This is a genomic window from Cellulomonas xylanilytica (assembly GCF_007989805.1).
GTDB lineage: Bacteria > Actinomycetota > Actinomycetes > Actinomycetales > Cellulomonadaceae > Cellulomonas > Cellulomonas xylanilytica.
The window spans coordinates 25,555-47,612 of sequence record NZ_BJUB01000004.1 but is presented as its reverse complement, the minus strand read 5'-3'; the positions used below and the strand labels follow the sequence as shown (position 1 = coordinate 47,612).

Here is a 22,058-nt window from a genome sequence, read left to right as displayed (position 1 = left end):
CCGGTAGGTTGTCCGCGTGGTGAGCCAGCAGACGACCGACCCGCAGCTCGATGCCGTCGGGCGGCCCATGCCCGCGTTCCCCGAGCCGCCCCCGCTCGCGTCGCACGGCCCGGCCCGCGTGATCGCCCTCTGCAACCAGAAGGGTGGCGTCGGCAAGACGACGACCACCATCAACCTCGCCGCCGCGCTCGCCGAGTACGGGCGCAAGGTGCTGATCGTCGACTTCGACCCGCAGGGCGCCGCGTCGGTGGGCCTGGGCATCAGCCCGCACGAGCTGGACCGCACGGTCTACAACCTGCTCATGGAGCGCGACGCCGACATCCACTCGCTCATCCAGCACACCGCGACGCCGGGCCTGGACCTGCTGCCGGCCAACATCGACCTGTCCGCCGCCGAGGTGCAGCTGGTGGGTGAGGTGGCCCGGGAGTCGGTGCTGGCGCGCACGCTGCGGCCGGTGCTCGACGACTACGACGTCGTGATGATCGACTGCCAGCCGTCGCTCGGGCTGCTCACGGTCAACGCGCTGACCGCCGCGCACGGCGTGCTCATCCCGCTGGAGTGCGAGTTCTTCGCGCTGCGCGGTGTCGCCCTGCTCGTCGAGACCATCGAGAAGGTCCGCGACCGGCTGAACCCGCGCCTCGAGGTCGACGGCATCCTGGCCACCATGTACGACCCCCGCACGCTGCACGCCCGCGAGGTCGTCGCGCGCGTCAGCGAGGCGTTCGGTGACACGCTGCTGCACACCGTCATCAGCCGGACCGTGAAGTTCCCCGACGCCACCGTGGCCGCGGAGCCGATCACCACCTACGCCCCGACGCACTCGGGTGCGGCGGCCTACCGTCAGCTGGCACGTGAGCTCGTCGCCCGTGGCGACGCCGCCTGACGAGCGCGCGGTCCCGCCCGAGCAGTCGGTCACGGAGCCGGCGGGTGCGAACGCGCCTGCGCCGTCCCCGGTCGGTACCCAGTCCTTCGAGGTCCACCTCACCAACTTCAGCGGCCCGTTCGACCTGCTGCTCGGCCTGATCGCCAAGCACAAGCTCGACATCACCGAGGTCGCACTGGCGCAGGTCACCGACGAGTTCATCGCGCACATCCGCGGCGCCGAGAAGCAGTGGGACCTCGGGCAGGCCAGCGAGTTCCTGGTCATCGCCGCCACGCTGCTCGACCTCAAGGCCGCGCGGCTGCTGCCGTCGGCGGACGTCGAGGACGCGGAGGACCTGGAGCTGCTCGAGGCCCGCGACCTGCTCTTCGCCCGCCTCCTGCAGTACCGCGCGTACAAGCTCGTCGCGGCGGACCTGGCGGAGCGGTTCGCGACCGAGGGCCGGCGCTTCCCGCGGCTGGTCACCCTCGAGCCGCACCTCGCGGCGCTGCTGCCCGAGCTGGTGTGGCAGGTGGGGCCCGAGCAGCTCGCCGCACTGGCGGCGAAGGCCGAGCAGCCCAAGGCGGCACCGCCCGGCGTCGACATCAGCCACCTGCACGCCCCGGCGGTCAGCGTGCGGGAGCAGGCCGCCGTGCTGGTGGACCGGCTGCGGCACGGCGGCGCGATGTCGTTCCGTGCGCTCACCGCCGACGCCGGCGCCACGGTCGTCGTCGTCGCCCGGTTCCTCGCGCTCCTGGAGCTGTTCCGGGAGGGTGCCGTCGCGTTCGACCAGGTCACGCCGCTCGGTGAGCTGACGGTGCGCTGGACAGGATCCGAGGAGGGCGAGATCGAGGTGTCCGACGACTTCGACACCCTCGACACCACACTGGACGCAGAGCTGGCCCGTGACGGGTCCGCCGAGGAGGACGCATGACGGAGAACGTGGCGGACGACACCGTCGTCGAGGAGCCGACCGACGAGCAGGCCGCCGCCGACGAGCTCGCGTTCGACGTCGACGACCTCCCCGGCGGCGCTCTGGCTGCGCTCGAGGCGGTGCTCATGGTCGCCGACGAGCCGATCGCGGCCGTCCGGCTGGCCACGGTGCTGGCGCTGCCCACCGCCCGGGTCGAGGCGCTGCTCGACGAGCTCGCCGCCGAGTACCGCGGCGAGAACGGCGGCCGGCCGCGCGGCTTCGAGGTGCGGCGCGTCGGCGACGGCTGGCGGATCTACTCCGCCCCCGTCTACGCGGACGTCGTCGGGCGCTTCGTGCTCGACGGGCAGACAGCCCGGCTCACGCAGGCGGCGCTCGAGACGCTCGCCGTCATCGCCTACCGGCAGCCCGTGACGCGCGGACAGGTCTCGGCGGTGCGCGGCGTGAACGTCGACGGGGTGGTCCGCACGCTGACGACGCGCGGCCTCGTCGCCGAGGTCGGGACGGATCCGTCGAGCGGTGCCGTGCTGTACCAGACCACGGGATACTTCTTGGAGCGGATGGGGCTGTCCAGCCTGGACGAGATGCCCCCGCTCGCGCCCTACCTGCCGGACATCGACGCCTTCGACGGCGTCGACCAGGCGATCGGAGACAACAGATGAGCCCGCAGGAACGACGGTCAGGGGGCGCCGGCCAGTCCGGTGGTCAGTCGGGCGGGAGGGGCGGCGCACCGCGGGGCAGCGGTGGGTCCGGTGCGAGCCGTGGCGGCAGCGCCGGTGGCTCCCGGGGCGGCGGCGGCTACCGGGGTGCCGGTGGGGGCGAGGGCTACCGCGGCAGCACCGGTGGCGGCGACGGGTACCGCAGCAGCGGTGGCGGCGGCTACCGGGGGAGCAGCGCCGGCGGCGACAGCCGCGGTGGCAGCGCGGGAGGCTCCCGGAGCGGCAGCAGCGGTGGGTCGCGCGACGCCGGCGGGTACCGCGGCGGTGCAGGCGGCGGCTCGCGCGACAGCGGCGGGTACCGCGGCGGCTCGAGCGGCGGCGGCTCGCGTGACGGCGGTGGTGGCTACCGCGGCGCTGCGAGCTCCGGGGGAGACTCCCGCGACAGCGGCGGGTACCGCGGTGGGTCGAGCACCGGCGGTGGATCCCGGGGCGGCGCCTCGCGCGGTGGTCCGGGCGCCCCCGCACGCAGTGGCGGCCCGCGCCCGAAGAGCGGGAGCGGTTACCCGCGCAGCGGCGGTGCCGGTCGGCCGCGCAGCGACGGTGCGTCGAGCCGGCCGCCGAGGCCCAGCCGCACCCCCGAGGTGACGATCGACGTCCACGACCCCGACGGCGTGCGCCTGCAGAAGGTGCTCGCGGCGGCGGGGCTCGGGTCGCGCCGCGCGTGCGAGGACCTCATCTCGGCCGGGCGCGTGACCGTCGACGGCACCAAGGTGCTCGAGCTCGGCGTGCGCGTGGACCCGCTCACGGCGGTCATCCACGTGGACGGCATGCGCGTGCAGCTGGACTCCTCGATCGTGACCATCGCGCTCAACAAGCCCAAGGGCGTCGTCTCGACGATGCACGACCCCGAGGGCCGGCCGTCGATCGGCCAGTTCGTGTCCGACCGCGAGGAGCGGCTGTTCCACGTCGGCCGCCTGGATGCGGAGACCGAGGGCCTGATCCTGCTGACCAACGACGGGGACCTGGCAAACCGTCTGTCGCACCCGTCGCACGGTGTGACCAAGGTGTACCTGGTGCAGCTCGAGGGCCGCGTCACGCCGTCGCTCGGCACGCGGCTGATCAAGGGCGTGGAGCTCGAGGACGGGCTGGCCAAGGTCGACAAGTTCCAGATCGTGCAGACGACCCCGCAGGCGAGCCTGGTGGAGATCGAGCTGCACGAGGGTCGCAACCGCATCGTGCGACGGATCTTCGACGAGGTCGGCTACCCGGTCACGCAGCTGGTGCGCACGCAGATCGGTCCGATCCGCCTGGGTGACCTCAAGCCGGGTCGCACGCGCGTGCTGTCGAAGACCGAGGTGGGCTCGCTGATGACGCGGGTGGGCATGTGACGCTGGCGACGCGGGGGCCGGTGCGCATCGTCGGCACCGGCCTGCTGGGCACGTCGGTCGGACTCGCCCTGAGGACCCACGGCGTGGACGTCGTCCTGCACGACCCGTCCCGCACCGCCCTGGCGCTGGCACGGGACGTGGGCGCAGGACGGCCCGCCGGTCCCGACGACACGGCCCCCGCGCTGGTCGTCGTCGCGGCACCCCCCGACGTCACCGCGGACGTGGTCAGGGCGGAGCTCGCGGCGTATCCGGACGCCGTGGTGACCGACGTGGCGAGCGTGAAGGGGTACGTGCTGGCGGAGCTGCGGGCCGCGGGCGCGGACCTCACGCGCTACGTCGGGTCGCACCCCATGGCCGGCCGCGAGAGGTCCGGTCCCTCCGCGGCCGTCCCCGACCTGTTCCTCGGCCGGCCCTGGGTGATCGCCGACTCGGGCTCGTCGCACCCGGACGCGGTGCTGGCCGTCCGCTCGCTGGCCGTCGACCTCGGCGCGGTGCCGGTGACGATGGACGCCGACGCGCACGACGCCGCGGTCGCCGCCGTCTCGCACGTGCCGCAGGTGGCCGCGAGCCTCGTCGCCGCCCGGCTGCGCGGTGCTGACGACGCCGCGCTCGGCCTCGCCGGTCAGGGGCTGCGCGACGTCACCCGGCTGGCCGCGTCCGACCCCGCGCTGTGGACGTCGATCCTGGCCGCGAACGCGGCCGCCGTGCGGGACGTGCTGCGGGACCTGCGGACCGACCTCGACACCGTGATCGACGCGCTCGGGCAGGCGGCGGCGGCCGACGGGCCGGAGACGGTCGAGCTCGGTGCGCTGGCCACGCTCGCGCAGGCGATCGCCGACGGGAACGCCGGCGTGGCGCGCATCCCCGGCAAGCACGGCGGCGCGCAGCGCACGTACGGCGTGGTCACGGTCCTCGTGCCCGACGCGCCGGGAGAGCTGGCGCGCCTGCTCACCGAGGTCGGTGAGGCGGGGGTCAACCTCGAGGACCTGCACCTCGAGCACGCGGCCGGCCGGCCGGTCGGCATGGCGGAGATCTCGGTGCTGCCCGGACGGGTGGAGCACCTCGAGGCGGAGCTCACGGCCCGCGGATGGAGACTGGTGAGTTGAGCAGGGCGATTGTCGTCGCGATCGACGGCCCGTCGGGGTCCGGCAAGTCCAGCGTGTCCCGCGGTGTGGCGAGCGCGCTCGGGCTGGCGTACCTCGACACCGGGGCGATGTACCGGGCGGCCACGTGGTGGTGCCTGCACCAGGGCGTCCCGCTGACGGACGTCGACGCGGTCGCCGGGCAGGTACGGACGCTGCCGCTCGTCATGGGCGTGGACCCGGCGGACCCGGCGGTGCACGTCGACGGGATCGACGTCGGCGAGGCGATCCGCACCACGGAGATCTCCGCGGCGGTCAGCGCCGTCGCGACCAACCTCGAGGTCCGCGCCGAGCTCGGGCGGCTGCAGCGCGCGGAGATCGAGTCGGCGCGCGTCAACGGGCCGGGCATCGTCGCCGAGGGTCGCGACATCACGACCGTCGTCGCACCCGACGCGGACGTCCGCGTGCTCCTGACCGCGAGCGAGGAAGCCCGGCTCGCGCGGCGGGCCCGTGACGTGCACGGCACCGACGACGCCGCCGCCGTCGAGGCGACGCGCGACCAGGTGCTGCGTCGCGACGCCGACGACTCGACCGTCGTGCAGTTCCACGTCGCCGCCGACGGGGTGGTCACCGTGGACTCCTCGGACCTGGACCTCGACCAGACCGTGCAAGCGGTCCTCGACGTCGTCGAGTCGGTCGTCGGCCCCCGCCCGTGAGCGTCCCGACCGGCCCGTCGGAGCGCGGTCCGCTCTGGTCGCGCTGGATCGGGCGCTTCCTCGCACGGGTCCTCTGGAACACCGACGTCGCTGGTGCGCACCGGGTGCCCGCCGACGGGCCGGTCCTGTTCGCGGCGAACCACACGGGCATCATCGACGGCCCGATCCTGCTCGGCGTGTCGCCGCGGCCGTCGCACATGCTGGTGAAGTCGGAGATGTTCTGGGGGCCGGTCGGCATGGTGCTGCGTGCGGCCGGCCAGATCGCCGTCGAGCGCGACGGTGGACGTTCGGCCCTCAGCAGCGCGCTGGTCGTGCTCAAGCGCGGCGGTGTCGTCGGCGTCTTCCCCGAGGGCAACCGCGGCAGGGGGGACGCGGCGAGCGCACGGGCCGGGATCGCGTGGCTCGCGCTGAACGGCCACGCGCCGGTCGTCCCGGTGGCGGTGCTGGGCACGCGACGGACGGGGGAGTCCGTCGGTCACGTCCCCGGCCTGCGGCGCCGGCTCGCGATCGAGTTCGGCGAGCCGCTGCTCCTCGAGCGCGGTGCGGGCGTGTCGGGCCGGGCTGCCCTCGAGAGCGCGAACGAGTCGATCCGGGTCGCGCTGGCCGAGCTCGTCGACCGGGCGAGTGCTCGGACAGGGCTGCTGCTGCCGACCGACGACCCGAACCGGGAACGCGCGCTCTGATGGACTGGGCGTGGGACCCGAGCCTCTACGAGGGCAGCGCCCGGCACTACGCCGTCGGGCGGATGGGCTACCCGGCGGCCCTCGCCGACGCCGTGCGCGACGCGCTCGGCCTCGACGGCACCGGTCGTCTCCTGGACGTCGGCTGCGGGCCCGGTTCCCTGACGCTGCTGCTCGCGCCGCTCGTCTCGTCCGCGGTGGGGGTCGACGCCGATCCCGGCATGATCGCCGAGGCTCGCCGTTCGGGCGCGGCCACGATCGCGTGGCGGCAGCTGCGCGCCGAAGAGCTCCCCGCGGACCTCGGCACGTTCCGGCTGGTCACGTTCGCGCAGTCGTTCCACTGGATGGATCAGCCGCGGGTCGCCCGGGAGGTCCGGCCGATGATCGAGCCCGGCGGTGCGTGGGTGCACGTCTTCGCGACGACGCACCGGGGTGCCGAGGGCCACGACCCGCTGCCGCACCCGCGTCCCCCGTGGGACCGCATCGACGAGCTGGTCGCCTCGTACCTGGGTCCGGCCCGCCGAGCCGGCCAAGGGGTCCTGCTCCAGCCGCGCAGCGGTGAGGAGGACGTCATGCGAGCCACCGGCTACCGGGGTCCGCAGAGGCTCGAAGTCGTGCGTGGCGAAGTTGTCGAACGGTCCGCCGAGGAGGTCGTCTCCGCCGTCCTGTCCCTGTCGAGCTCGGCGCCGCACCTGTTCGGCCCACGGCTCCCGCAGTTCGAGCACGACCTCCGGGAACTCCTGCGATCGGCGTCGCCGACCGGCACGTTCGCCGAGCGGGCGCGCGACGTCGGCGTGGTCATCTGGCGTCCGTGACGGGACTCTCGCGCAGGTAGTCGTCCCGGGGGCGGTCCGCAGGGGACAATGGGCGCATGACTGAGCCCGATCCGACCTTTGTGCTGCCCGACGAGGCCGGCGACGCCGACCGTGAGCGGGCGCTGCGCGCGGGCCTCACCGACTACGAGCTCGAGGACGAGGACCTTGCCCTCCTGCACGCCGAGGACGTCGGCGAGATCGGCGAGGAGCCGGTCGTCGTCTTCCCTGTGCTCGCCGTCGTCGGCCGCCCGAACGTCGGCAAGTCGACGCTCGTCAACCGCATCCTCGGCCGCCGCGAGGCAGTCGTCGAGGACAAGCCCGGGGTCACGCGCGACCGCGTGAGCTATCCCGCCGAGTGGTCCGGCAAGCGGTTCACGCTGGTGGACACCGGCGGCTGGGAGGTCGACGTCGCGGGCATCGAGGCGCGCGTCGCGCAGCAGGCCGAGGTCGCGATCTCGCTGGCCGACGCCGTGATCTTCGTCGTCGATGCCACGGTCGGCGTCACCGAGACCGACACCCAGGTGGTCCGCCTGCTGCGCAAGGCCGGCAAGCCGGTCGTGCTGTGCGCCAACAAGGTCGACGGTCCCGCCGGCGAGGCCGATGCGGCCAACCTCTGGTCCCTCGGGCTCGGCGAGCCGTTCCCCGTGTCGGCGCTGCACGGCCGCGGCACCGGTGACCTCCTCGACGCCGCCATCGACGCGCTGCCCGAGGTCTCGGCGCACGGCACGCCGATCCCCGACGGACCACGCCGCGTCGCGCTCGTCGGCCGTCCGAACGTCGGCAAGTCCTCGCTGCTGAACAAGGTGCTCGGCGCCGAGCGCGTCGTCGTCGACTCCGTCGCCGGCACCACCCGCGACCCGGTGGACGAGCTGGTCGCGCTCAAGGGCAAGCCGTGGGTCTTCGTCGACACCGCCGGCATCCGCCGCCGGGTGCACCAGACGTCCGGTGCCGACTTCTACGCCTCGCTGCGCACGCAGGCCGCGATCGAGAAGGCCGAGGTCGCCGTCGTCCTCGTCGACGCCTCCGTCAAGCTCACCGAGCAGGACACCCGCGTGATCACGCAAGTCATCGAGGCCGGCCGCGCCCTGGTGATCGCGTACAACAAGTGGGACCTCATGGACGAGGACCGCCGCCCGTTCCTCGAGCGGGAGATCGAGCAGGACCTCGTGCAGGTGCAGTGGGCTCCGCGCGTGAACATCTCGGCGAAGACCGGCTGGCACACCGACCGCATGGTCCCCGCGCTCGAGCGGGCGCTGGAGTCGTGGGACACCCGCATCTCCACCGGGCGCCTCAACGCGTTCCTCGGCGAGCTCGTCGCGGCCCACCCGCACCCCCTGCGCGGCGGCAAGCAGCCCCGCATCCTGTTCGCCACCCAGGCGTCCACCCGCCCGCCCCGGTTCGTCATCTTCGCCACCGGCTTCCTCGACCCCGGCTACCGCCGGTACATCGAGCGTCGCCTGCGCGAGACGTTCGGGTTCGAGGGCACGCCGATCTCGATCTCCGTCCGGGTACGGGAGAAGCGCAAGCGGTGACGTCCGACGGTCCCGTGCAGCGCCGTCGGCCTCTGCTGAGGCTCGGCCTGCCGCGCGACCCCGCGTCGAGCAGCCACATCACCGGGTTCCTGGTGACCACGCTCGCGACCGTCGTCCTCACGCGCCTGCTGCTGGGCCTCACCGGTTTCCCGCAGCTCGGCGGCGGGGGAGTGCACATCTCGCACGTCCTGTGGGGCGGGCTGCTCATGGCGCTCGCCTTCATCGGGCTGATGACGTTCATCGGCCCCGTCGCGCGCCGCGCCGCCGTCCTCGTCGCCGGCGTGGGCTTCGGGCTGTTCATCGACGAGATCGGCAAGTTCGTCACGTCCGACTACGACTACTTCTGGGAGCCCACGGCCGCCCTGATCTACCTCGTCGTCATCGGGCTGGGGCTGTTCGCCGACGTGCTGCACCGCCGCCACCCGCGCGACCCCGCCGAGTACCTCGCCGCCGCCGCTGACCAGGCCGTGTCCGGCCTCGCCGGCGGCTTCAGCACCCGCGAACGCACCCGCGCCCGGTGGTACCTGTCCCGTGCCGGCGACGTCCCCGGCGCCGCGGAGGTCCGCGCCCTGCTCGACACCGTCGAGCACGACGCCGACGAGGTCCCCGACCCCGTCGGAGCCGCGTCCCGCTGGGTCGTCGGCGCGTCCCGCTGGCTGGTGCGCGCGCGATGGGTCCCGTGGCTCACCGTCGCCGTCCTCGTCGCCACGTCCGTCGTGACCCTCGCGCGGGGCATCTACGGGTGGACAGCCTCCGACGACGAGCCCGTGTGGCTCGTGGCGGGCATCCTGCTCAGCGGCCTCGTGTCGACCGCGTTCGCCGTGCTCGGCCTGGTCCGCGTCCGCGTCGACCGTGAGACCGGCTACCGCTGGTTCCGCCGCGCTGCTCTCGTCGCCCTGCTCGTCACCCAGATCTTCCTGTTCCGGCTCTCACCCTGGGACGCCGGCATCGGCCTGCTGGTGGACCTCCTCGTCCTCGGCGTCGTCGCCGCAGAGCTCGACGTGATCGCCGATGACAGGACCACCTCGCCCGTGGGGTAGAGTTTCCGAGGCTTCTGCGGGAGCCATCGGGCTGTGGCGCAGCTTGGTAGCGCACTTGACTGGGGGTCAAGGGGTCGCAGGTTCAAATCCTGTCAGCCCGACAGTGAAAGTCCAGGTCAGCGGCCTCTCGGAGAGTATCCGAGGGGCCGTTTTCTTGTCTCGGTGGTTGCTCGGGGCCCTATCCACGAGCAGACGGACCTGGACTCGCTCGGATACGGGGACGGACGGCATCTCGGGTGCGCCGGCCGCAGTCAGTCGCGACCAGGCCGTCAGTGGACGGCCGCCATCACGCGGTCCGCAGTCGTGTGGCCGAGGTAGTAGCCGTCGTCCATGGCGTCCCGGAAGTGGAGGCCACCCCAGATCCGGGCGTTGAGGGCGTCGTGCTCCAGCGCGGTCAAGGTGGCATAGCTGCGGGTGATGGGCCCGGCCCTGAGGACCAGCCCGGTGTCGTCACCGAGCGTTCGGCGCAGCACCTGTGCAAACGGCGACGTCGCGTTGGCGTGCCCGCTCGTGTAGTCGGCGTACGCCGGGTTGGTCACCAAGGGCACCCAGTTGTCCTGGGGCGTGGTCGCGGAGTTGTCGTCCGTGTCTGCGCCAGCGATGGCCTGGAAGGGCCGCCAATACCCGATCTCGTACTTGAGCCGCCAGCTCGCGATGAACGAGGTCACGACGGCCGCGTCGATCCGGGCGAAGAGGCGGGTCGTCGGCAGCAGACCCAGCGGCTCGGCGGCGAGCAGGTCGCACACTGCCGTGCGGTACATGACCATCGGGTTGTTCGCGAAGAACTGCGCGATCGCCGTCTGGTCGCTGGTGCGGGTCGTCGAGCCGACCTCGCCGACCGCGCGGACCTCGTCGTAGTCCCGCGCGTAGGCGGCACTGGTGATGGGGTCCGGCCCGTCGAGGAAAACGGGGCGGATGTGCACGACCGGGTCGACGTAGCCCAGCCAGGGCAGGGCCATCGCGCCCCCCAGCGCAGGCTGCCACACCCCAGGAGCGGGCGGCTTGCTGTAGACGTACGCGGGGTCGAAGCGGCCGTCGTCGACGCGGGAGGCGATCATCCTGTCCGCGGCGGCGGCACCGATGGCCACACCGGCGTCCTGCTTCGCGCCGTCGCGGACCCTCGCCAGGCTGTTGGCGAGGTCGGTGTCGAGTGCCGCCCCGGATGCCGGGAAGTACTCGACGAGCACGTCGTGCGCGGCCGTCGCCACCGCTGCCGCGGCTGCGTGCATGCCGTGCCGCTGTGCCTTCGTCGCAGCGTCGTGGACAGCGAGCGACGTGAAGGCGAGGTAGAGCGCGCCGAGCGGCGGCGCACTGCCGGCCTCGGTGTAGATCGTGCGGTTCGCCGTCCGCTGCCAGTCGACGGCGATCGATGATCCGAGCGGTTTGGCGCTCGCCGCCGATCCGACGACCGGCACCGCGATCATGGGTGCCAGGAGAACCGCAGCGGCAGCCGCGACGATGCGACGACGTGAGTGCATGAGACGCAGCTTTCCTCGAAGTTTCGTCCCAGTCTCGAACCGGCGGCGGCGTGACCGCCATGCGCATTTCCGCGAATCTTTGCGGCGCCCGACGGCGCTGGACGCCGGGGGGCATCGGGACGAGACTCGGGACGTCGCCCGTCGAGGCCGGCGGGCACGGAGAGCGAGTCATGGCCGACCTGCTGCTGCGCGAGAGGGAGCAGGCCGTCGTGCGCGCGCTGCTCGCCTCCGAGCCGGCGCCCGGCGCGGCCCTCCCTGGAGAGTGCGTCCTGCCCCACCTCGCCCGGTTGGTTGACTGCGACGCGCTCGGCATCACGCTGCTCGACGGGACGGGTGCGATCGTCGGCGGGGTGGGCATGCTCCACGACTGGACGAAGGGCTATGCCCTGCTTGCCGGCGCCGGTCCGGTCGCGCTCGGCGACGACGGTCTCGTGGGAGCACCGGCTCGCGACCGCTCGTCCGTCGGTTGGACCCCCCATGTACTGACGGTCGGAGTCCGAGACGGTACCGGCCACGTCGTCCGGCTGTGGCTGGTTCGCCGGAGGAGTCGGTTCTCGGCTCGCGACCGAGCCCTGCTCGGCCTCGTCGCCCCGGCTCTGGAGCGCCTGCTGCGCGAGCGTCCGACGCCGGCGGCGTTGCTCTCGCTCACCGCGCAGGAGAGGCGCGTCCTCCGCATGGTCGCGGCGGGTCTCTCCAACGCCGAGATCGCCGAGCGGCTCGTCGTGACACTGGCCACCGTCCGCAAGCACCTCGAGAACGCGTATCGGAAGCTCGGGGTCACCAACCGCCTCGCAGCGGTGTGCGCTCTCGAGGGCCGCCGCCCGGCCGATCTCGACCGCGTCGACGTCCTTGCCTGACCGCCGCGCTCGCCGGTGCACGCGCTCCTTCCCGCCGGCGGCCAATGGGGAGAGGAAGGTCGTCAACGTCCACGCGGATGAGCCGCTCGCCGAGCGCGGCACACGTGCTGATCGGCGTACGCCGCCATGCCCACCGCCTGGTCGACGAAGTCGCCGGACTTGCTGACATTGACGGGCGCAGCGTGAACCCGATGTCGTCAGGGCATCGCTGTCCGTAGAGCCGGCCGGGGGCCGTGCGTGCGCGGTGGCGGGCGCGGCGCACTCGTGATGTCCTCGATGGAGTCTCAGCCAGGAGGGCGTCACCATGCAGTACCGCATGCTCGGCAACAGCGGAACCATCGTCTCGGCGCAGTGCCTCGGCACCATGACGTTCGGGGCCGAGGCGGACGAGCAGACGTCCGCCGAGATCATGACGGCATTCGTCGAGCGTGGTGGGACGTTCGTCGACACCGCCGATGTCTACTCGCGCGGCGGCTCCGAGGAGATTCTCGGACGCTGGCTCACCTCGCACCCCACCGACGCGCGGCAGCTGGTCGTGGCCACCAAGGGGCGGTTCCCCATGGGAGACGGTCCGAACGACGTCGGTCTGTCCCGTCGCCATCTCCGCGAGGCGCTCGACGCGTCACTGCGTCGCCTCGGTGTCGAGCACATCGACCTCTACCAGATGCACGCCTGGGACGCGCTCACCCCTCTCGAGGAGACGCTCGGGTTCCTCGACGAGGCAGTCGTCGCGGGCAAGATCTCCTACTACGGGTTCTCCAACTACCTCGGGTGGCAGCTCACGAAGGCCGTCCACGTCGCGCGTTCGCACCACTGGTCGTCGCCGGTCACGCTGCAGCCGCAGTACAACCTGCTGGTCCGCGACATCGAGCACGAGGTCGTTCCAGCAGCGCTCGACGCCGGGCTCGGACTGTTGCCGTGGTCGCCCTTGGCCGGCGGGTGGCTCTCCGGGAAGTACGAGCGGGACGTCCCCCCGCAGGGCGCGACCCGCCTGGGCGAGAACCCCGCCCGAGGCATGGAGGCGTGGGAGGCACGCAACGCCGACGACAGGACGTGGCGTGTCATCGACGCCGTCCGAGAGGTGGCCGACGCCCGCGAGGTGACCATGTCCCAGGTCGCGCTGGCGTGGCTCGCCAGTCGGCCGGCGGTCTCCTCGGTCATCATCGGAGCCCGGACGACCGAGCAGCTCGGCGACAACATGGTCGCCGCCGATCTGCTGCTCACGGACGACGAGCTCGAGCGGCTGACCGTGGTCAGCGCCCCGAGGGTCGACGACTACCCCTACGGCACCGCCGGCGTGGCGCAACGCCACCGGAGCGGTTTCTGATCCACTCCGCGTCATCCGGCGTCGTGCACCACGATCACCGGGACTGTCGCCTCGCGCAGGACCGCGTGACCGACCGAGCCGAGCAGCATGCCGCGGAAGCTGCCCAGGCCGCGCGAGCCCACCACGAGCAGGGCCGCACCGACGCCGAGGGTGACGAGGGCATCGGCCGGGTCGTCGTCGACGAGCGCGAGCTCGACGCTGAGCCCGTCGTGCGCGTCACGGACCTTCGCTGCGAGGGAGTGTGCCGCGCGGTGCGTCGGGTCGTTCTCGTCGGCGGTCTCCAGCGGTGGGACGCTCCCACGCCCGAAGGGGTCGGGGATCGTCGGCCGTGCGTGCACGACGAGCAGGGGTCGCCCGCGCATCCACGCCTCTCGGGCTGCCAGGTGCGCCGCTGCCAGCGATGCGGAGGATCCGTCGACGCCGACCACGATCGCCGCCGTCGTCGGCGTCGGGTGGGCGAGGTCCGAGCGGACGACCGCGACGGGGCAACGGGCATGGGCCGCGACATGGATGCCTGTCGAGCCCGTCCGCGCACGCCCGGTGCGGGCTCGCGCGCCGAGGACGAGAAGCTGGGCGCTGACGCTGAGCTCCCGCAGGCATGGCACCACCTGACCGTGCAGCACGCGCGTCTCGACGTGCAGACCCGGGTGGTGCTCCTCCACCACGTTCGCCTCGTCCGCGAGGTACTCCTTCGCCACGGTGTCGACGTCGCCTGTCCCGATGATCGGGTACCAGCTCCACGCGGTCACCTGCCAGGAGTCCTCGACGACCGTGACGAGCAGAAGACGAGCGCGCCGCCGGACGGCCTCGTCGACGCCCCACCGGAGCGTCAGTGCGCTGTGCGTCGTCCCGTCGAGAGCGACGACCACCGGTCCGTCGGTGCGCATGAGGAGCCTCCTTGGTCCGCGCCGGACGACGCCGTCCTTGTGGCCGGCAGCAACGCCCTGCGCTCCTTCCACCCTGCGCCTCGATCTCCCGCCACGTCCCGGGACCTCGGTCCTGGGTCTCCGCGTCAGGGGCGGGACGCGGCGGGTGACGTCACGATCCGCGAGGCAGCGCGACCAGCGGGCCGGTCACGCGCACGTCGACGGGGAGACCGTCCACCTCGGCGGGGACGTCGACGTCCGCGTCGACGACGTTGACCCTGAGCGCGTAGCCGTCGCCCTTCCTCGCCAGGCCGACACCGCAGATGCCGGACCGTCCCGCGAGCTGGGCACGAAGGCGTCGCTGGGCTCGGCGGGCGCTGACCACCGTCGGAGCTGCACCGTGACCGCGGACTGCCGCCGCTGTGCCCACGGGCGTGCGACCGTCGTCGGGCCGAGCAGTCCTCCGCTGCGTGGACGGGGTGCTCTCCGTGGACGCGGACCTGAGGTCGACGTCGACCAGCATCGTCTGTCCGGCCCGTCGTAGACGGAGCGTGCACACACCCTCGCCGGCAAGGGTGTGCAGCTGCGCGAGGACTGCCCCGCAGGCCGGTGACGACACGTCGAGCGTCATCACGACGGACCGCACGCCCGTGCCGGCGCCGGCGAGGACCGCCTGCTGGACCAGGTGAGCGGCCGACCGGGCGGCGGCCGTCCCGTCACCGGTGTGGACCACGAGGCGGGAGACGAGGCCGTCGCCGCGCAGCGTCACGGTGGCGCCACCGGCGTGCAGCTCCGACGGGGTGTGCCGTGGGTCGATCATCGCCGTACCTCTCTGTTCTCCAGAAACCGCAGCCCTGTGCGTGAGCTCCCGACCGTTAGCGGACGACCACGACCGGGCACGTGGCGTGGTGCAGCACCGCCTGGCTCACCGACCCGAGCAGGAGGCCGCGGAAACCTCCCAGGCCGCGGGACCCGACCACCAGGAGCTCGGCGTCCTCGGAGGCGGCGAGGATGACGTGGGCGGGTCCCCCGCGGTGGACCATCGACGTCACGGTCACGTCGGGGTAGCGCTCCATGTGGCCCGCGAGGCTCTCGGACAGCACCGCCTTCTCTGCCATCCGGATCTCCTCGACCTCGTCGGGCGACCACGGGGGTACAGGTCCGGCCAGCGTCGGGAGCTCCCAGGCGTGCACGGCGACGAGCGGTCGTCCCAGGCGCGACGCCTGGTCGAAGGCGTGGTCGACCGCACTCACGCTCGTCGCGGAGCCGTCCACACCGACCACGACCGGTCGCACGGACGCTTCCTCGACCTCGTGCCGCGGGCGGACCACGACGACCGGGCAGTGCGCGTGCGCAGCGACGGTCACGCTGACGGACCCGAGCAGCAGTCCTGCGAAGCCGCCGCGACCACGGGAACCCACGACGAGCAGACGGGCGCGCCCCGACGCCTCGGCGAGAACGGCAGCGACGCTGTCCTCGGGCTCCAGCTGGGTCGTGACCTCGAGGTCCGGGTCGATCGCTCGCAGTCGCTCGACCCCGCCGGCCAGCACCTGGTTTCCCACCTGGGCGGTCAGGTCCAGAGGGCGGTCGGCGACGACGTAACCGTCGAGGAACGACCGCGCGACATGCACGATCCGGAGCGGGACGTGCTCGCGTCGAGCCGCTCTCGCCGCCCACGCCAGTGCCTCGTCCGCGCCGGTCGAGCCGTCGTAGCCGACCACGATCTCTCGGTTCATCTCGCACCTCCGAAGACGTCTTTGTCTCATCCGTTCGTCCGGACACCTCGATCGTGCGGGCCCGGCGGTGCTCGTTCGTAGAGTCCGAGGTCCCGAGATGCGGCGTCGTGCTGCTGCCGTTCTTCCCGTCGACGCGACGACGACGGCGCAACGCACGCGCGCCGCGCGCCTCCTGGGTGGGGAGCACGCGATGAGGACCGAGGCCGTTGTGCGCCCGTCCGGACGCGGCGAGACTGGAACCCTCCGCCGGCGGCGAGGAAGGATCCTGCGACGTGACCGTGACCGATTTCCCGCGAGATCACGACCGTTCCCGGGAGCCCGAGGAGCTCGGGTCCGGCAGTCCAGGGCTTCCGGAGGTCGCTGCACCTCTCCGACCGGATGCGGTGCCCGGTCTGGCATGGGGCCCCGCCCCACGCCTCGACCTCACCATCTCCGTCGTCCAGGAGAAGCCGTGGAGCGGTGAACTGACGTGGGTGAAGGTGCACTTCACCGACCTGGGCGCGCTGCGCGAGCACCTGGCCACGAACTTCGCGCCGCTGTTCAACGAGCGGGGCAGGCCGTACACCAGGGACTCCCGCAGACACCGCACGAAGAGAGAACGACCCCAGCTGTTCGAAGCCAAGTTCAGGAGCGCGGTCGTGGCCGCGCTGATCGCCGGTGGGGACAAGGACCAGCTCCAGCGAGCCTGGAACATGCTGCAGTCCTGCAAGGCTGCGCCGTTCGAGCCCGACGAGACGATCATGTCCCCGCTCCCGGTGTCCACGTCGTGGAAGCCGGAAGCCCGCAACCCGAACGCGCCGGAGGAGGTCGACGACAGCGCGTGGTCGGAGTTCTACGACACGCTCTCCCCGGAGCGGATCGACAGGTGGGAGACGCAGCTCAAGGAGTTCCTCAAGACCACCGAGAGCGTCCAGCGCACCCAGTACGTGCCTGGTGTCCATCTCGGCAGCCACGTGTGGGGGAACAGGCAGCAGCTGCTCGGCTGGATCACGGCTGCACGCAGCGCCGGCCAGGCTGCCGAGGCCATCAGGATGGCGAACACCGTGCAGCACTACATCAACCTGGTGATCGACGGCATCAACAAGGCGCAGCACAACGTCCGCGTGTGGATCGAGGAGGGCGAGGGCGAGACCGAGGAAGGCACGACCGTCGCTGAGCGGGCCCTCGGTCTGCAGCTGATCGAGCTCTCGCGCCAGCTGGAGGCGCTGGGGGCCACCAGGAAGCGGGCGAACCTCGTGAAGAACGACCACAAGGTCATGGTCGAGAAGCGACGAGCAGCGGCGGCCAGCAATGCCGCGACCGCCGCCGTCACGCAGCAGTGACGTGGACGACGTGGTGGAAGGCCGACGTTCCGGTTCGCCGAGGGGCTGCGCAGGATGGTGAGGGCGCCGGGGCCGGGTGCTGCTCGGGCGCATGATCGGTCCCGCGCTAGGGTCGGCCGATGGCCCTCCTGCACCGCGCCACCATCCGCCCCACGAAGCTCGAGCTGCTCGCCGACTGGGTGCCCGCCCAGCCCTGGGGCGAGCCGGGAGTCGAGCTGGTCGGCGCCTTCCGCTTCGACGACCCCGAGGGCGAGGTGGGCATCGAGACGCACGTCGTGGCGACGGCCGGTGGGCACCTCCTCCAGGCCCCGCTGACCTACCGCGGCGCCCCGCTGGCCGGTGCGGAACAGTTCCTGGTCTGCACCATGGAGCACTCGGTGCTCGGGCCACGGTGGGTCTACGACGCGGTGGGGGACCCCGTCTACGCCCGGGTGCTGGCGTCCGTGCTGCTGGCCGGCGTCGGGCAGGCCGACGAGATCGTCGAGGGGACGGACGCACCGCGTGAGCCCAGCGTGCGCGTGAGGGGGAGCGGCGCACCGTCCGGTGACGTGCCGCCCGTCGGCGACGTGACGGCGTCCTCGGACGGGTCGACGACGATCATGCAGACCCGAGACGTCCGCATGGTCGTCGTCCGCCGTCTCGACCGGGATGCCGCAGACGTCGCCCACGGGTCCAGCCTCACGGGCACGTGGTCGGGTCAGGACGCGCCGGTGCTGCTCGCCCACCTCGCCTGACGACGAGCCGGCACCGCCGGGGCGGGCGGCGCGCAACGTGGACGGGTGGACGCCCGAGGACGTCGCTCAGGCCCCCGCCCGCACCAGTCCCGTCTCATAGGCCACCACGACAGCCTGCACGCGGTCACGCACACCGAGCTTGGCGAGGATCCGGCCGACGTGCGTCTTCACGGTCGCCTCGGACAGGACGAGGTGCTGGGCGATCTCCGCGTTGGACAGGCCGTCGGCGACCTCGCGCAGCACCTCGGTCTCGCGCGGGGTGAGCGAGGAGAGGCGGGGGTGCGGGGCGTCGGGGTCAGGTGCCTGGTCCGTGGCGGGCAGGTGGTCCGCGAACAGCTCGAGCATGCGGCGGGTGATACGCGCCGAGACGACGGCGTCCCCGGACGCGACCGTCCGGACGGCAGCGGCGAGCTCGGCGGGCGCGGCGTCCTTGAGCAGGAACCCGCTGGCGCCGGCGCGCAGCGCGGCGAACGCGTACTCGTCGAGGTCGAACGTGGTCAGGACCAGGACGCGTGTGGCCGGGTGGTCCTTGACGATGCGCGCGGTCGCGTCGATCCCGTTGACGCCGGGCATGCGGACGTCCATCAGGACGACGTCGGGGTGCAGCGCTGCCACCTGGTCGACCGCCGACTTGCCGTCCTGCGCCTCGCCGACCACCTCGAGGTCGTCGGTGCTGCTCAGCAGCAGCCGGAAGCCCATGCGGATGAGCGCCTGGTCGTCGACCAGCAGGACGCGGATCATGCCTCTCCCTCGTTCGGCTGCGGCAGCAGCGCGCGCACCCGCCAGCCGGTCCCGTGGGGGCCGGCCTCGACGTTCCCGCCGAACGCGGCGGCGCGCTGCTGCAGGTTCACGAGCCCGCGACGGGTCCCCGGGTCGCGGGTGTTGGCTCCGGCTCCAGGGCCCGCGTCGGTGACGACGACCTCGACCGCGTCGGGCAGGCGCCGGACGTCGACGTCGACCTGCGCCGTCCCGGTCGCGTGCCGCAGGACGTTGGTGAGCGACTCCTGGACGATGCGGACGACGGCGAGCTGCACCGTCGCGTCGACCTGGTCGAGCCCCGTGAGCGCGAGGCCACGCGTCCGCACCGGTAGTCCCGCCGTCCGGAACCTCTCGACGACCCGCGGGAGGTCCGCGGCGTCGGGCTGCGGCTCCCACGGCGTCGCGTCGTCGTCGGCGTGCAGCACGCCGAGGATCCGTCGCACGTCCTCCAGCGCGGTCCGGCCGGTCGCGACGAGCTCGTCGAGCGCGGTCCGGGACTGTTCCGGCGCGCGGTCGAGCGCCGCGGCGGCACCCCCGCCGAGCGCGACCATGACGGTGATCGAGTGGGCGACCACGTCGTGCATCTCGCGGGCGACGCGGGCGCGCTCGTCGGCTCTCGTGAGAAGGGCCTGCTGGGCCTGCTCGGCGGCGCGCGCCCGCTCGGCCTCGGCGACCGCGGCGAGCCGGAGCCACCGGGCGCGGAGCAGGGTGCCCCACGCGATCCCGAGCAGCGCGAGCACCAGGACAGGGAGCGCGGTCACGGCCCACGCGGGCGTCACGACGTCAGCGAGCAGCCCCGGCAGCAGGCCGGACCGGAGCGCGGCCGGGTCGTCGGGGTCGCCCCCGACCACCCGGGTGCCGACCACCTGGACCAGCGGGGAGAACCAGGCGACGACCACCACGGGCAGCACCACCGCAGCGGCTGTGACCCACACGTCGCGTGCCCGTCGGGTGGCCGCCACGGAGCACAGCGCGATCGCGATCCCCAGCTCGAACCCGTTGGTCCCGCCCGTGCCGAGCAGCGAGGCGACCGCGAGGGCACCCATGACGGCCGCCACGACGACCGGGTTCCGCCGACGCCAGCAGAGGGCCGTCGCGCCCGCGATCGTCAGGACGAGCGACACGAGCTGCATCCGCAGCACCTGGGCGCTGTCGAGGTGCTCCGACAGCGCGTACATCGAGTCCGCCCCGAGCCCCAGCAGCAGCGCCCAGCCGGTGAAGCCGCCCACGACGAGCACGTCCGCCACCACACCGCGCCGCAGGACGGAGCGGGCGTGCGCCACGACGCGCCCGGCCCGGCCGGTGGTTCCCGGCGGGCCAGGCGCGTCGGGACGCGCGATCTGCTCAGAAGTCATCGCCGCATCCTCGCACCGGGCTCACGCGTCCCGGCGGCGCAGGAGCACCGCGGCGACCACCAGGGCGGCGGCGACCCACCCGAGCAGGACCGCGAACCCGGCCCACGGACCCAGCGCGGCGCTCTGCGAGCCGGCGACCACCGAGCCCATCGCGTCGGACGTGACGAGGCGGGAGCCGGCTGCGCTCGGCAGGTAGGAGGCGAACCGCTGCAGAGGCTCCCACGGGATGTAGGAGAACGCGGGCTCGACGACGAACACGAGCCCGAGCACGGTCGCGATGCCGGCGGCGGAGCTGCGCAGGACCGCCCCGAACCCGTACGCCAGCGCCGCCATCGCGGCCAGGTAGAGGGGCACGCCGAGGAGGAGCCGCAGGTGCTCCGGCTGCGAGAGGTCCACCGACATGCCCGCGGCCTCGAACCATGGCGCAGCGGCGACCCAGCCGGCCACGACCCCCACGAGCCCCGCGACGAGCGTGACCCCGACGAGCACCGCGAGCTTGGCCCACAGGACCGGCAGCCGTCGGGGGGCCGCCGCGAGGGTGGAGCGGATCTGCCCGGTGCGGTACTCGGCGGTGATGAGCACGACCGCCAGCCCGCAGAGCACCAGCTGGCTCAGGGTGAGGCCGGACGTCACGTACACGGGGCCGACGAAGGCCCCCGCCGGTGCGTCGTCGGCGATCCGCGAGACGCTCGCGCTCTGCACGGCTGCCAGCAGCGGGAAGAACGCGACGGCGAGCGCGAGCGCCCACCACGTGGAGCGCAGCGAGCGGAGCTTGACCCACTCGGCGGCGACGAGCCGGCCGAAGGTGACGGGCTGCACGGCGGTGCGCGGTGCCGTGCGGGCGGCGGGTGCGGTGGCGGCGGTCATCGGGAGGCTCCTGCGGTGCGACGGGTCGGTGCGGTCGGGTCGGGGGTGGCGGCGGAGCGGTACTCCACCTCGCCTCCGGTGAGCTGCAGGTAGGCGTCCTCGAGGGACGCCGTGACGGGGGCGAGCTCGTGCAGCGCGATGCCCGCGGCCGCCGCGACGGCCGAGACGGCCGGTGCCGTGGTGCCGGTGACCTGGAGCAGGTCCGTACCGGTGGACGTGACCTCGACGCCGGCCTCGCGCCCGAGCAGGGCGGCGAGCCGCGGCGCGTCGGGGGTGCGCAGCCGCACGCCGGCGACGCCGGCACGGGACACGACCTCCTCGACGGGGGCGTCGGCGACGACACGGCCCCGCCCGATGACGATCAGGTGGTCCGCCGTGAGCGCCATCTCCGACATGAGGTGCGAGGACAGCAGCACGGTGCGACCCTCGGCGGCCAGGCCGCGCAGGAGGGTGCGGACCCACAGGACACCCTCGGGGTCCAGACCGTTGACGGGCTCGTCGAGGATGAGCGTCTGCGGGTCTCCGAGCAGCGCGGCGGCGATGCCGAGCCGCTGGCCCATGCCCAGCGAGAAGCGCCCGGCCCGCACGCGCGCCACCGACGTCAGACCGGTCACCTCCAGGACGGCGTCGACGCGTCGCCGCCCGATGCCGTGCGTGGCGGCCAGCGCGGTCAGGTGCTCGCGGGCGGAGCGACCGCCGTGCACGGCCTTCGCGTCCAGCAGCACCCCGACCTCGCCCAGCGGGGCCCGGTGCTGGGCGTACGGGCGGCCGTTGACGGTCACGGTGCCGGCCGTGGGCCGGTCCAGCCCGACGACCATGCGCATCGTCGTGGACTTCCCCGCGCCGTTCGGACCCAGGAAGCCGGTGACCTTGCCGGGCTGGACCGTGAAGCTCATGGTGTCGACGACGGTCCGGGCGCCGTACCGCTTGGTCAGGCTGTGTGCCTCGATCATGCGTCCTCCTCGTTCGGTGTGACTCGAACGTAGGAGCGGGTCCGCGGTGGCCGGGACGCCCGTAAGGAGCATCTGTGCCGGGTCCGCGGGTACGCCGCAAGG

At 73.1% G+C, this 22,058-nt stretch carries 22 protein-coding genes and 1 tRNA gene; 15 read left to right on the top strand and 8 right to left on the bottom strand.

The genetic code is table 11. The annotated features are described in order from the left end of the window. Window positions 1–67: 67 nt before the first annotated feature. The 11 genes from CXY01_RS07365 (at window position 68) to CXY01_RS07315 (ending at window position 9,803) form a co-directional block, all read left to right on the top strand. Window positions 68–883, top strand: a complete 816-nt coding sequence (locus tag CXY01_RS07365) for a ParA family protein (protein ID WP_235523205.1) — start codon at window positions 68–70, stop codon at window positions 881–883. Continuing rightward, window positions 852–1,793: a segregation and condensation protein A gene (locus CXY01_RS07360; RefSeq protein WP_246125137.1), complete on the top strand. Its 942-nt coding sequence runs from the start codon at window positions 852–854 to the stop codon at window positions 1,791–1,793. Before CXY01_RS07365 ends, CXY01_RS07360 begins: the two co-directional genes overlap by 32 nt. Next, window positions 1,790–2,452: an SMC-Scp complex subunit ScpB gene (scpB, locus tag CXY01_RS07355; protein ID WP_146926613.1), complete on the top strand. Its 663-nt coding sequence runs from the start codon at window positions 1,790–1,792 to the stop codon at window positions 2,450–2,452. Before CXY01_RS07360 ends, scpB begins: the two co-directional genes overlap by 4 nt. 638 nt (window positions 2,453–3,090) lie before the next feature. Beyond that, entirely contained in the window at window positions 3,091–3,837 is a 747-nt protein-coding gene (locus CXY01_RS07350; protein WP_146926611.1) for a pseudouridine synthase, read from the top strand. Next, entirely contained in the window at window positions 3,834–4,943 is a 1,110-nt protein-coding gene (locus CXY01_RS07345; RefSeq protein ID WP_146926609.1) for a prephenate dehydrogenase, read from the top strand. Before CXY01_RS07350 ends, CXY01_RS07345 begins: the two co-directional genes overlap by 4 nt. Beyond that, window positions 4,925–5,635, top strand: coding sequence for a (d)CMP kinase (gene cmk, locus CXY01_RS07340; RefSeq protein WP_146926607.1), 711 nt, complete (start codon window positions 4,925–4,927; stop codon window positions 5,633–5,635). Before CXY01_RS07345 ends, cmk begins: the two co-directional genes overlap by 19 nt. Next, window positions 5,632–6,318 (top strand): lysophospholipid acyltransferase family protein, encoded by a 687-nt coding sequence (locus tag CXY01_RS07335; RefSeq protein WP_146926605.1) that lies wholly within the window; start codon window positions 5,632–5,634, stop codon window positions 6,316–6,318. The genes cmk and CXY01_RS07335 overlap by 4 nt, the downstream gene beginning before the upstream one ends. Further along, complete coding sequence (locus CXY01_RS07330) at window positions 6,318–7,130, top strand: class I SAM-dependent methyltransferase (RefSeq protein ID WP_146926603.1); 813 nt, start codon at window positions 6,318–6,320, stop codon at window positions 7,128–7,130. Before CXY01_RS07335 ends, CXY01_RS07330 begins: the two co-directional genes overlap by 1 nt. Window positions 7,131–7,186: 56 nt before the next feature. After that, window positions 7,187–8,662, top strand: coding sequence for a ribosome biogenesis GTPase Der (der, locus tag CXY01_RS07325; RefSeq protein ID WP_146926601.1), 1,476 nt, complete (start codon window positions 7,187–7,189; stop codon window positions 8,660–8,662). Then, the gene (locus CXY01_RS07320; protein WP_146926599.1) at window positions 8,659–9,702 is read left to right on the top strand and encodes a hypothetical protein; all 1,044 of its coding nucleotides are present in this window, start codon (window positions 8,659–8,661) and stop codon (window positions 9,700–9,702) included. Before der ends, CXY01_RS07320 begins: the two co-directional genes overlap by 4 nt. 27 nt (window positions 9,703–9,729) lie before the next feature. Next, window positions 9,730–9,803, top strand: a tRNA-Pro gene (locus tag CXY01_RS07315). Between the two features lie 168 nt (window positions 9,804–9,971). Here CXY01_RS07315 and CXY01_RS07310 read toward each other — a convergent pair. Continuing rightward, the gene (locus CXY01_RS07310) at window positions 9,972–11,180 is read right to left on the bottom strand and encodes a vanadium-dependent haloperoxidase (protein WP_146926597.1); all 1,209 of its coding nucleotides are present in this window, start codon (window positions 11,178–11,180) and stop codon (window positions 9,972–9,974) included. Window positions 11,181–11,350: 170 nt separating this feature from the next. Here CXY01_RS07310 and CXY01_RS07305 point away from each other — a divergent pair, with 170 nt between their 5' ends. Together CXY01_RS07305 and CXY01_RS07300 are read left to right on the top strand one after the other, a co-directional pair. Then, a complete protein-coding gene (locus CXY01_RS07305; RefSeq protein ID WP_146926596.1) occupies window positions 11,351–12,037 on the top strand; it encodes a helix-turn-helix domain-containing protein in 687 nt (228 codons plus the stop codon). Between the two features lie 304 nt (window positions 12,038–12,341). Further along, the gene (locus tag CXY01_RS07300) at window positions 12,342–13,364 is read left to right on the top strand and encodes an aldo/keto reductase (RefSeq protein ID WP_146926594.1); all 1,023 of its coding nucleotides are present in this window, start codon (window positions 12,342–12,344) and stop codon (window positions 13,362–13,364) included. Between the two features lie 11 nt (window positions 13,365–13,375). Here CXY01_RS07300 and CXY01_RS07295 read toward each other — a convergent pair whose 3' ends face one another. The 3 genes from CXY01_RS07295 to CXY01_RS07285 all read right to left on the bottom strand — a co-directional run bounded on the left by CXY01_RS07295 (window position 13,376) and on the right by CXY01_RS07285 (window position 15,966). Beyond that, window positions 13,376–14,251, bottom strand: coding sequence for a universal stress protein (locus CXY01_RS07295; protein ID WP_146926592.1), 876 nt, complete (start codon window positions 14,249–14,251; stop codon window positions 13,376–13,378). A gap of 151 nt (window positions 14,252–14,402) precedes the next feature. Then, a complete protein-coding gene (locus tag CXY01_RS07290; protein ID WP_146926590.1) occupies window positions 14,403–15,050 on the bottom strand; it encodes a hypothetical protein in 648 nt (215 codons plus the stop codon). A gap of 55 nt (window positions 15,051–15,105) precedes the next feature. Continuing rightward, window positions 15,106–15,966, bottom strand: a complete 861-nt coding sequence (locus CXY01_RS07285) for a universal stress protein (protein ID WP_146926588.1) — start codon at window positions 15,964–15,966, stop codon at window positions 15,106–15,108. Between the two features lie 383 nt (window positions 15,967–16,349). Here CXY01_RS07285 and CXY01_RS07280 point away from each other — a divergent pair, with 383 nt between their 5' ends. Next, on the top strand, window positions 16,350–17,288 hold the full coding sequence (locus tag CXY01_RS07280; RefSeq protein ID WP_146926587.1) for a hypothetical protein: 939 nt from the start codon (window positions 16,350–16,352) through the stop codon (window positions 17,286–17,288). A 119-nt stretch (window positions 17,289–17,407) separates the two neighbouring features. Beyond that, window positions 17,408–18,022: a CG0192-related protein gene (locus CXY01_RS07275; RefSeq protein WP_146926585.1), complete on the top strand. Its 615-nt coding sequence runs from the start codon at window positions 17,408–17,410 to the stop codon at window positions 18,020–18,022. Between the two features lie 66 nt (window positions 18,023–18,088). Here the strand turns inward: CXY01_RS07275 and CXY01_RS07270 are convergent, their stop codons facing one another. The 4 genes from CXY01_RS07270 to CXY01_RS07255 are packed head-to-tail and all read right to left on the bottom strand — an operon-like array spanning window position 18,089 to window position 21,956. After that, complete coding sequence (locus CXY01_RS07270; protein ID WP_146926582.1) at window positions 18,089–18,763, bottom strand: response regulator; 675 nt, start codon at window positions 18,761–18,763, stop codon at window positions 18,089–18,091. Further along, window positions 18,760–20,136: a sensor histidine kinase gene (locus CXY01_RS07265; protein WP_146926580.1), complete on the bottom strand. Its 1,377-nt coding sequence runs from the start codon at window positions 20,134–20,136 to the stop codon at window positions 18,760–18,762. Before CXY01_RS07265 ends, CXY01_RS07270 begins: the two co-directional genes overlap by 4 nt. A gap of 21 nt (window positions 20,137–20,157) precedes the next feature. Then, entirely contained in the window at window positions 20,158–21,003 is an 846-nt protein-coding gene (locus CXY01_RS07260; RefSeq protein WP_146926578.1) for an ABC transporter permease, read from the bottom strand. Then, the gene (locus CXY01_RS07255) at window positions 21,000–21,956 is read right to left on the bottom strand and encodes an ATP-binding cassette domain-containing protein (RefSeq protein WP_146926576.1); all 957 of its coding nucleotides are present in this window, start codon (window positions 21,954–21,956) and stop codon (window positions 21,000–21,002) included. The genes CXY01_RS07260 and CXY01_RS07255 overlap by 4 nt, the downstream gene beginning before the upstream one ends. Window positions 21,957–22,058 lie beyond the last annotated feature (102 nt).

Excerpts from the sequence above, each read along its gene's own strand:
- CXY01_RS07365 (WP_235523205.1), top strand. The coding sequence starts at position 68 with ATGCCCGCGTTCCCCGAGCCGCCCCCGCTCGCGTCGCACGGCCCGGCC.
- scpB (WP_146926613.1), top strand. The coding sequence starts at position 1,790 with ATGACGGAGAACGTGGCGGACGACACCGTCGTCGAGGAGCCGACCGAC.
- cmk (WP_146926607.1), top strand. The coding sequence starts at position 4,925 with ATGGAGACTGGTGAGTTGAGCAGGGCGATTGTCGTCGCGATCGACGGC.
- CXY01_RS07330 (WP_146926603.1), top strand. The coding sequence starts at position 6,318 with ATGGACTGGGCGTGGGACCCGAGCCTCTACGAGGGCAGCGCCCGGCAC.
- der (WP_146926601.1), top strand. The coding sequence starts at position 7,187 with ATGACTGAGCCCGATCCGACCTTTGTGCTGCCCGACGAGGCCGGCGAC.
- CXY01_RS07310 (WP_146926597.1), bottom strand. The coding sequence starts at position 11,180 with ATGCACTCACGTCGTCGCATCGTCGCGGCTGCCGCTGCGGTTCTCCTG.
- CXY01_RS07305 (WP_146926596.1), top strand. The coding sequence starts at position 11,351 with ATGGCCGACCTGCTGCTGCGCGAGAGGGAGCAGGCCGTCGTGCGCGCG.
- CXY01_RS07300 (WP_146926594.1), top strand. The coding sequence starts at position 12,342 with ATGCAGTACCGCATGCTCGGCAACAGCGGAACCATCGTCTCGGCGCAG.
- CXY01_RS07295 (WP_146926592.1), bottom strand. The coding sequence starts at position 14,251 with ATGCGCACCGACGGACCGGTGGTCGTCGCTCTCGACGGGACGACGCAC.
- CXY01_RS07290 (WP_146926590.1), bottom strand. The coding sequence starts at position 15,050 with ATGATCGACCCACGGCACACCCCGTCGGAGCTGCACGCCGGTGGCGCC.
- CXY01_RS07285 (WP_146926588.1), bottom strand. The coding sequence starts at position 15,966 with ATGAACCGAGAGATCGTGGTCGGCTACGACGGCTCGACCGGCGCGGAC.
- CXY01_RS07275 (WP_146926585.1), top strand. The coding sequence starts at position 17,408 with ATGGCCCTCCTGCACCGCGCCACCATCCGCCCCACGAAGCTCGAGCTG.
- CXY01_RS07270 (WP_146926582.1), bottom strand. The coding sequence starts at position 18,763 with ATGATCCGCGTCCTGCTGGTCGACGACCAGGCGCTCATCCGCATGGGC.
- CXY01_RS07265 (WP_146926580.1), bottom strand. The coding sequence starts at position 20,136 with ATGACTTCTGAGCAGATCGCGCGTCCCGACGCGCCTGGCCCGCCGGGA.
- CXY01_RS07260 (WP_146926578.1), bottom strand. The coding sequence starts at position 21,003 with ATGACCGCCGCCACCGCACCCGCCGCCCGCACGGCACCGCGCACCGCC.
- CXY01_RS07255 (WP_146926576.1), bottom strand. The coding sequence starts at position 21,956 with ATGATCGAGGCACACAGCCTGACCAAGCGGTACGGCGCCCGGACCGTC.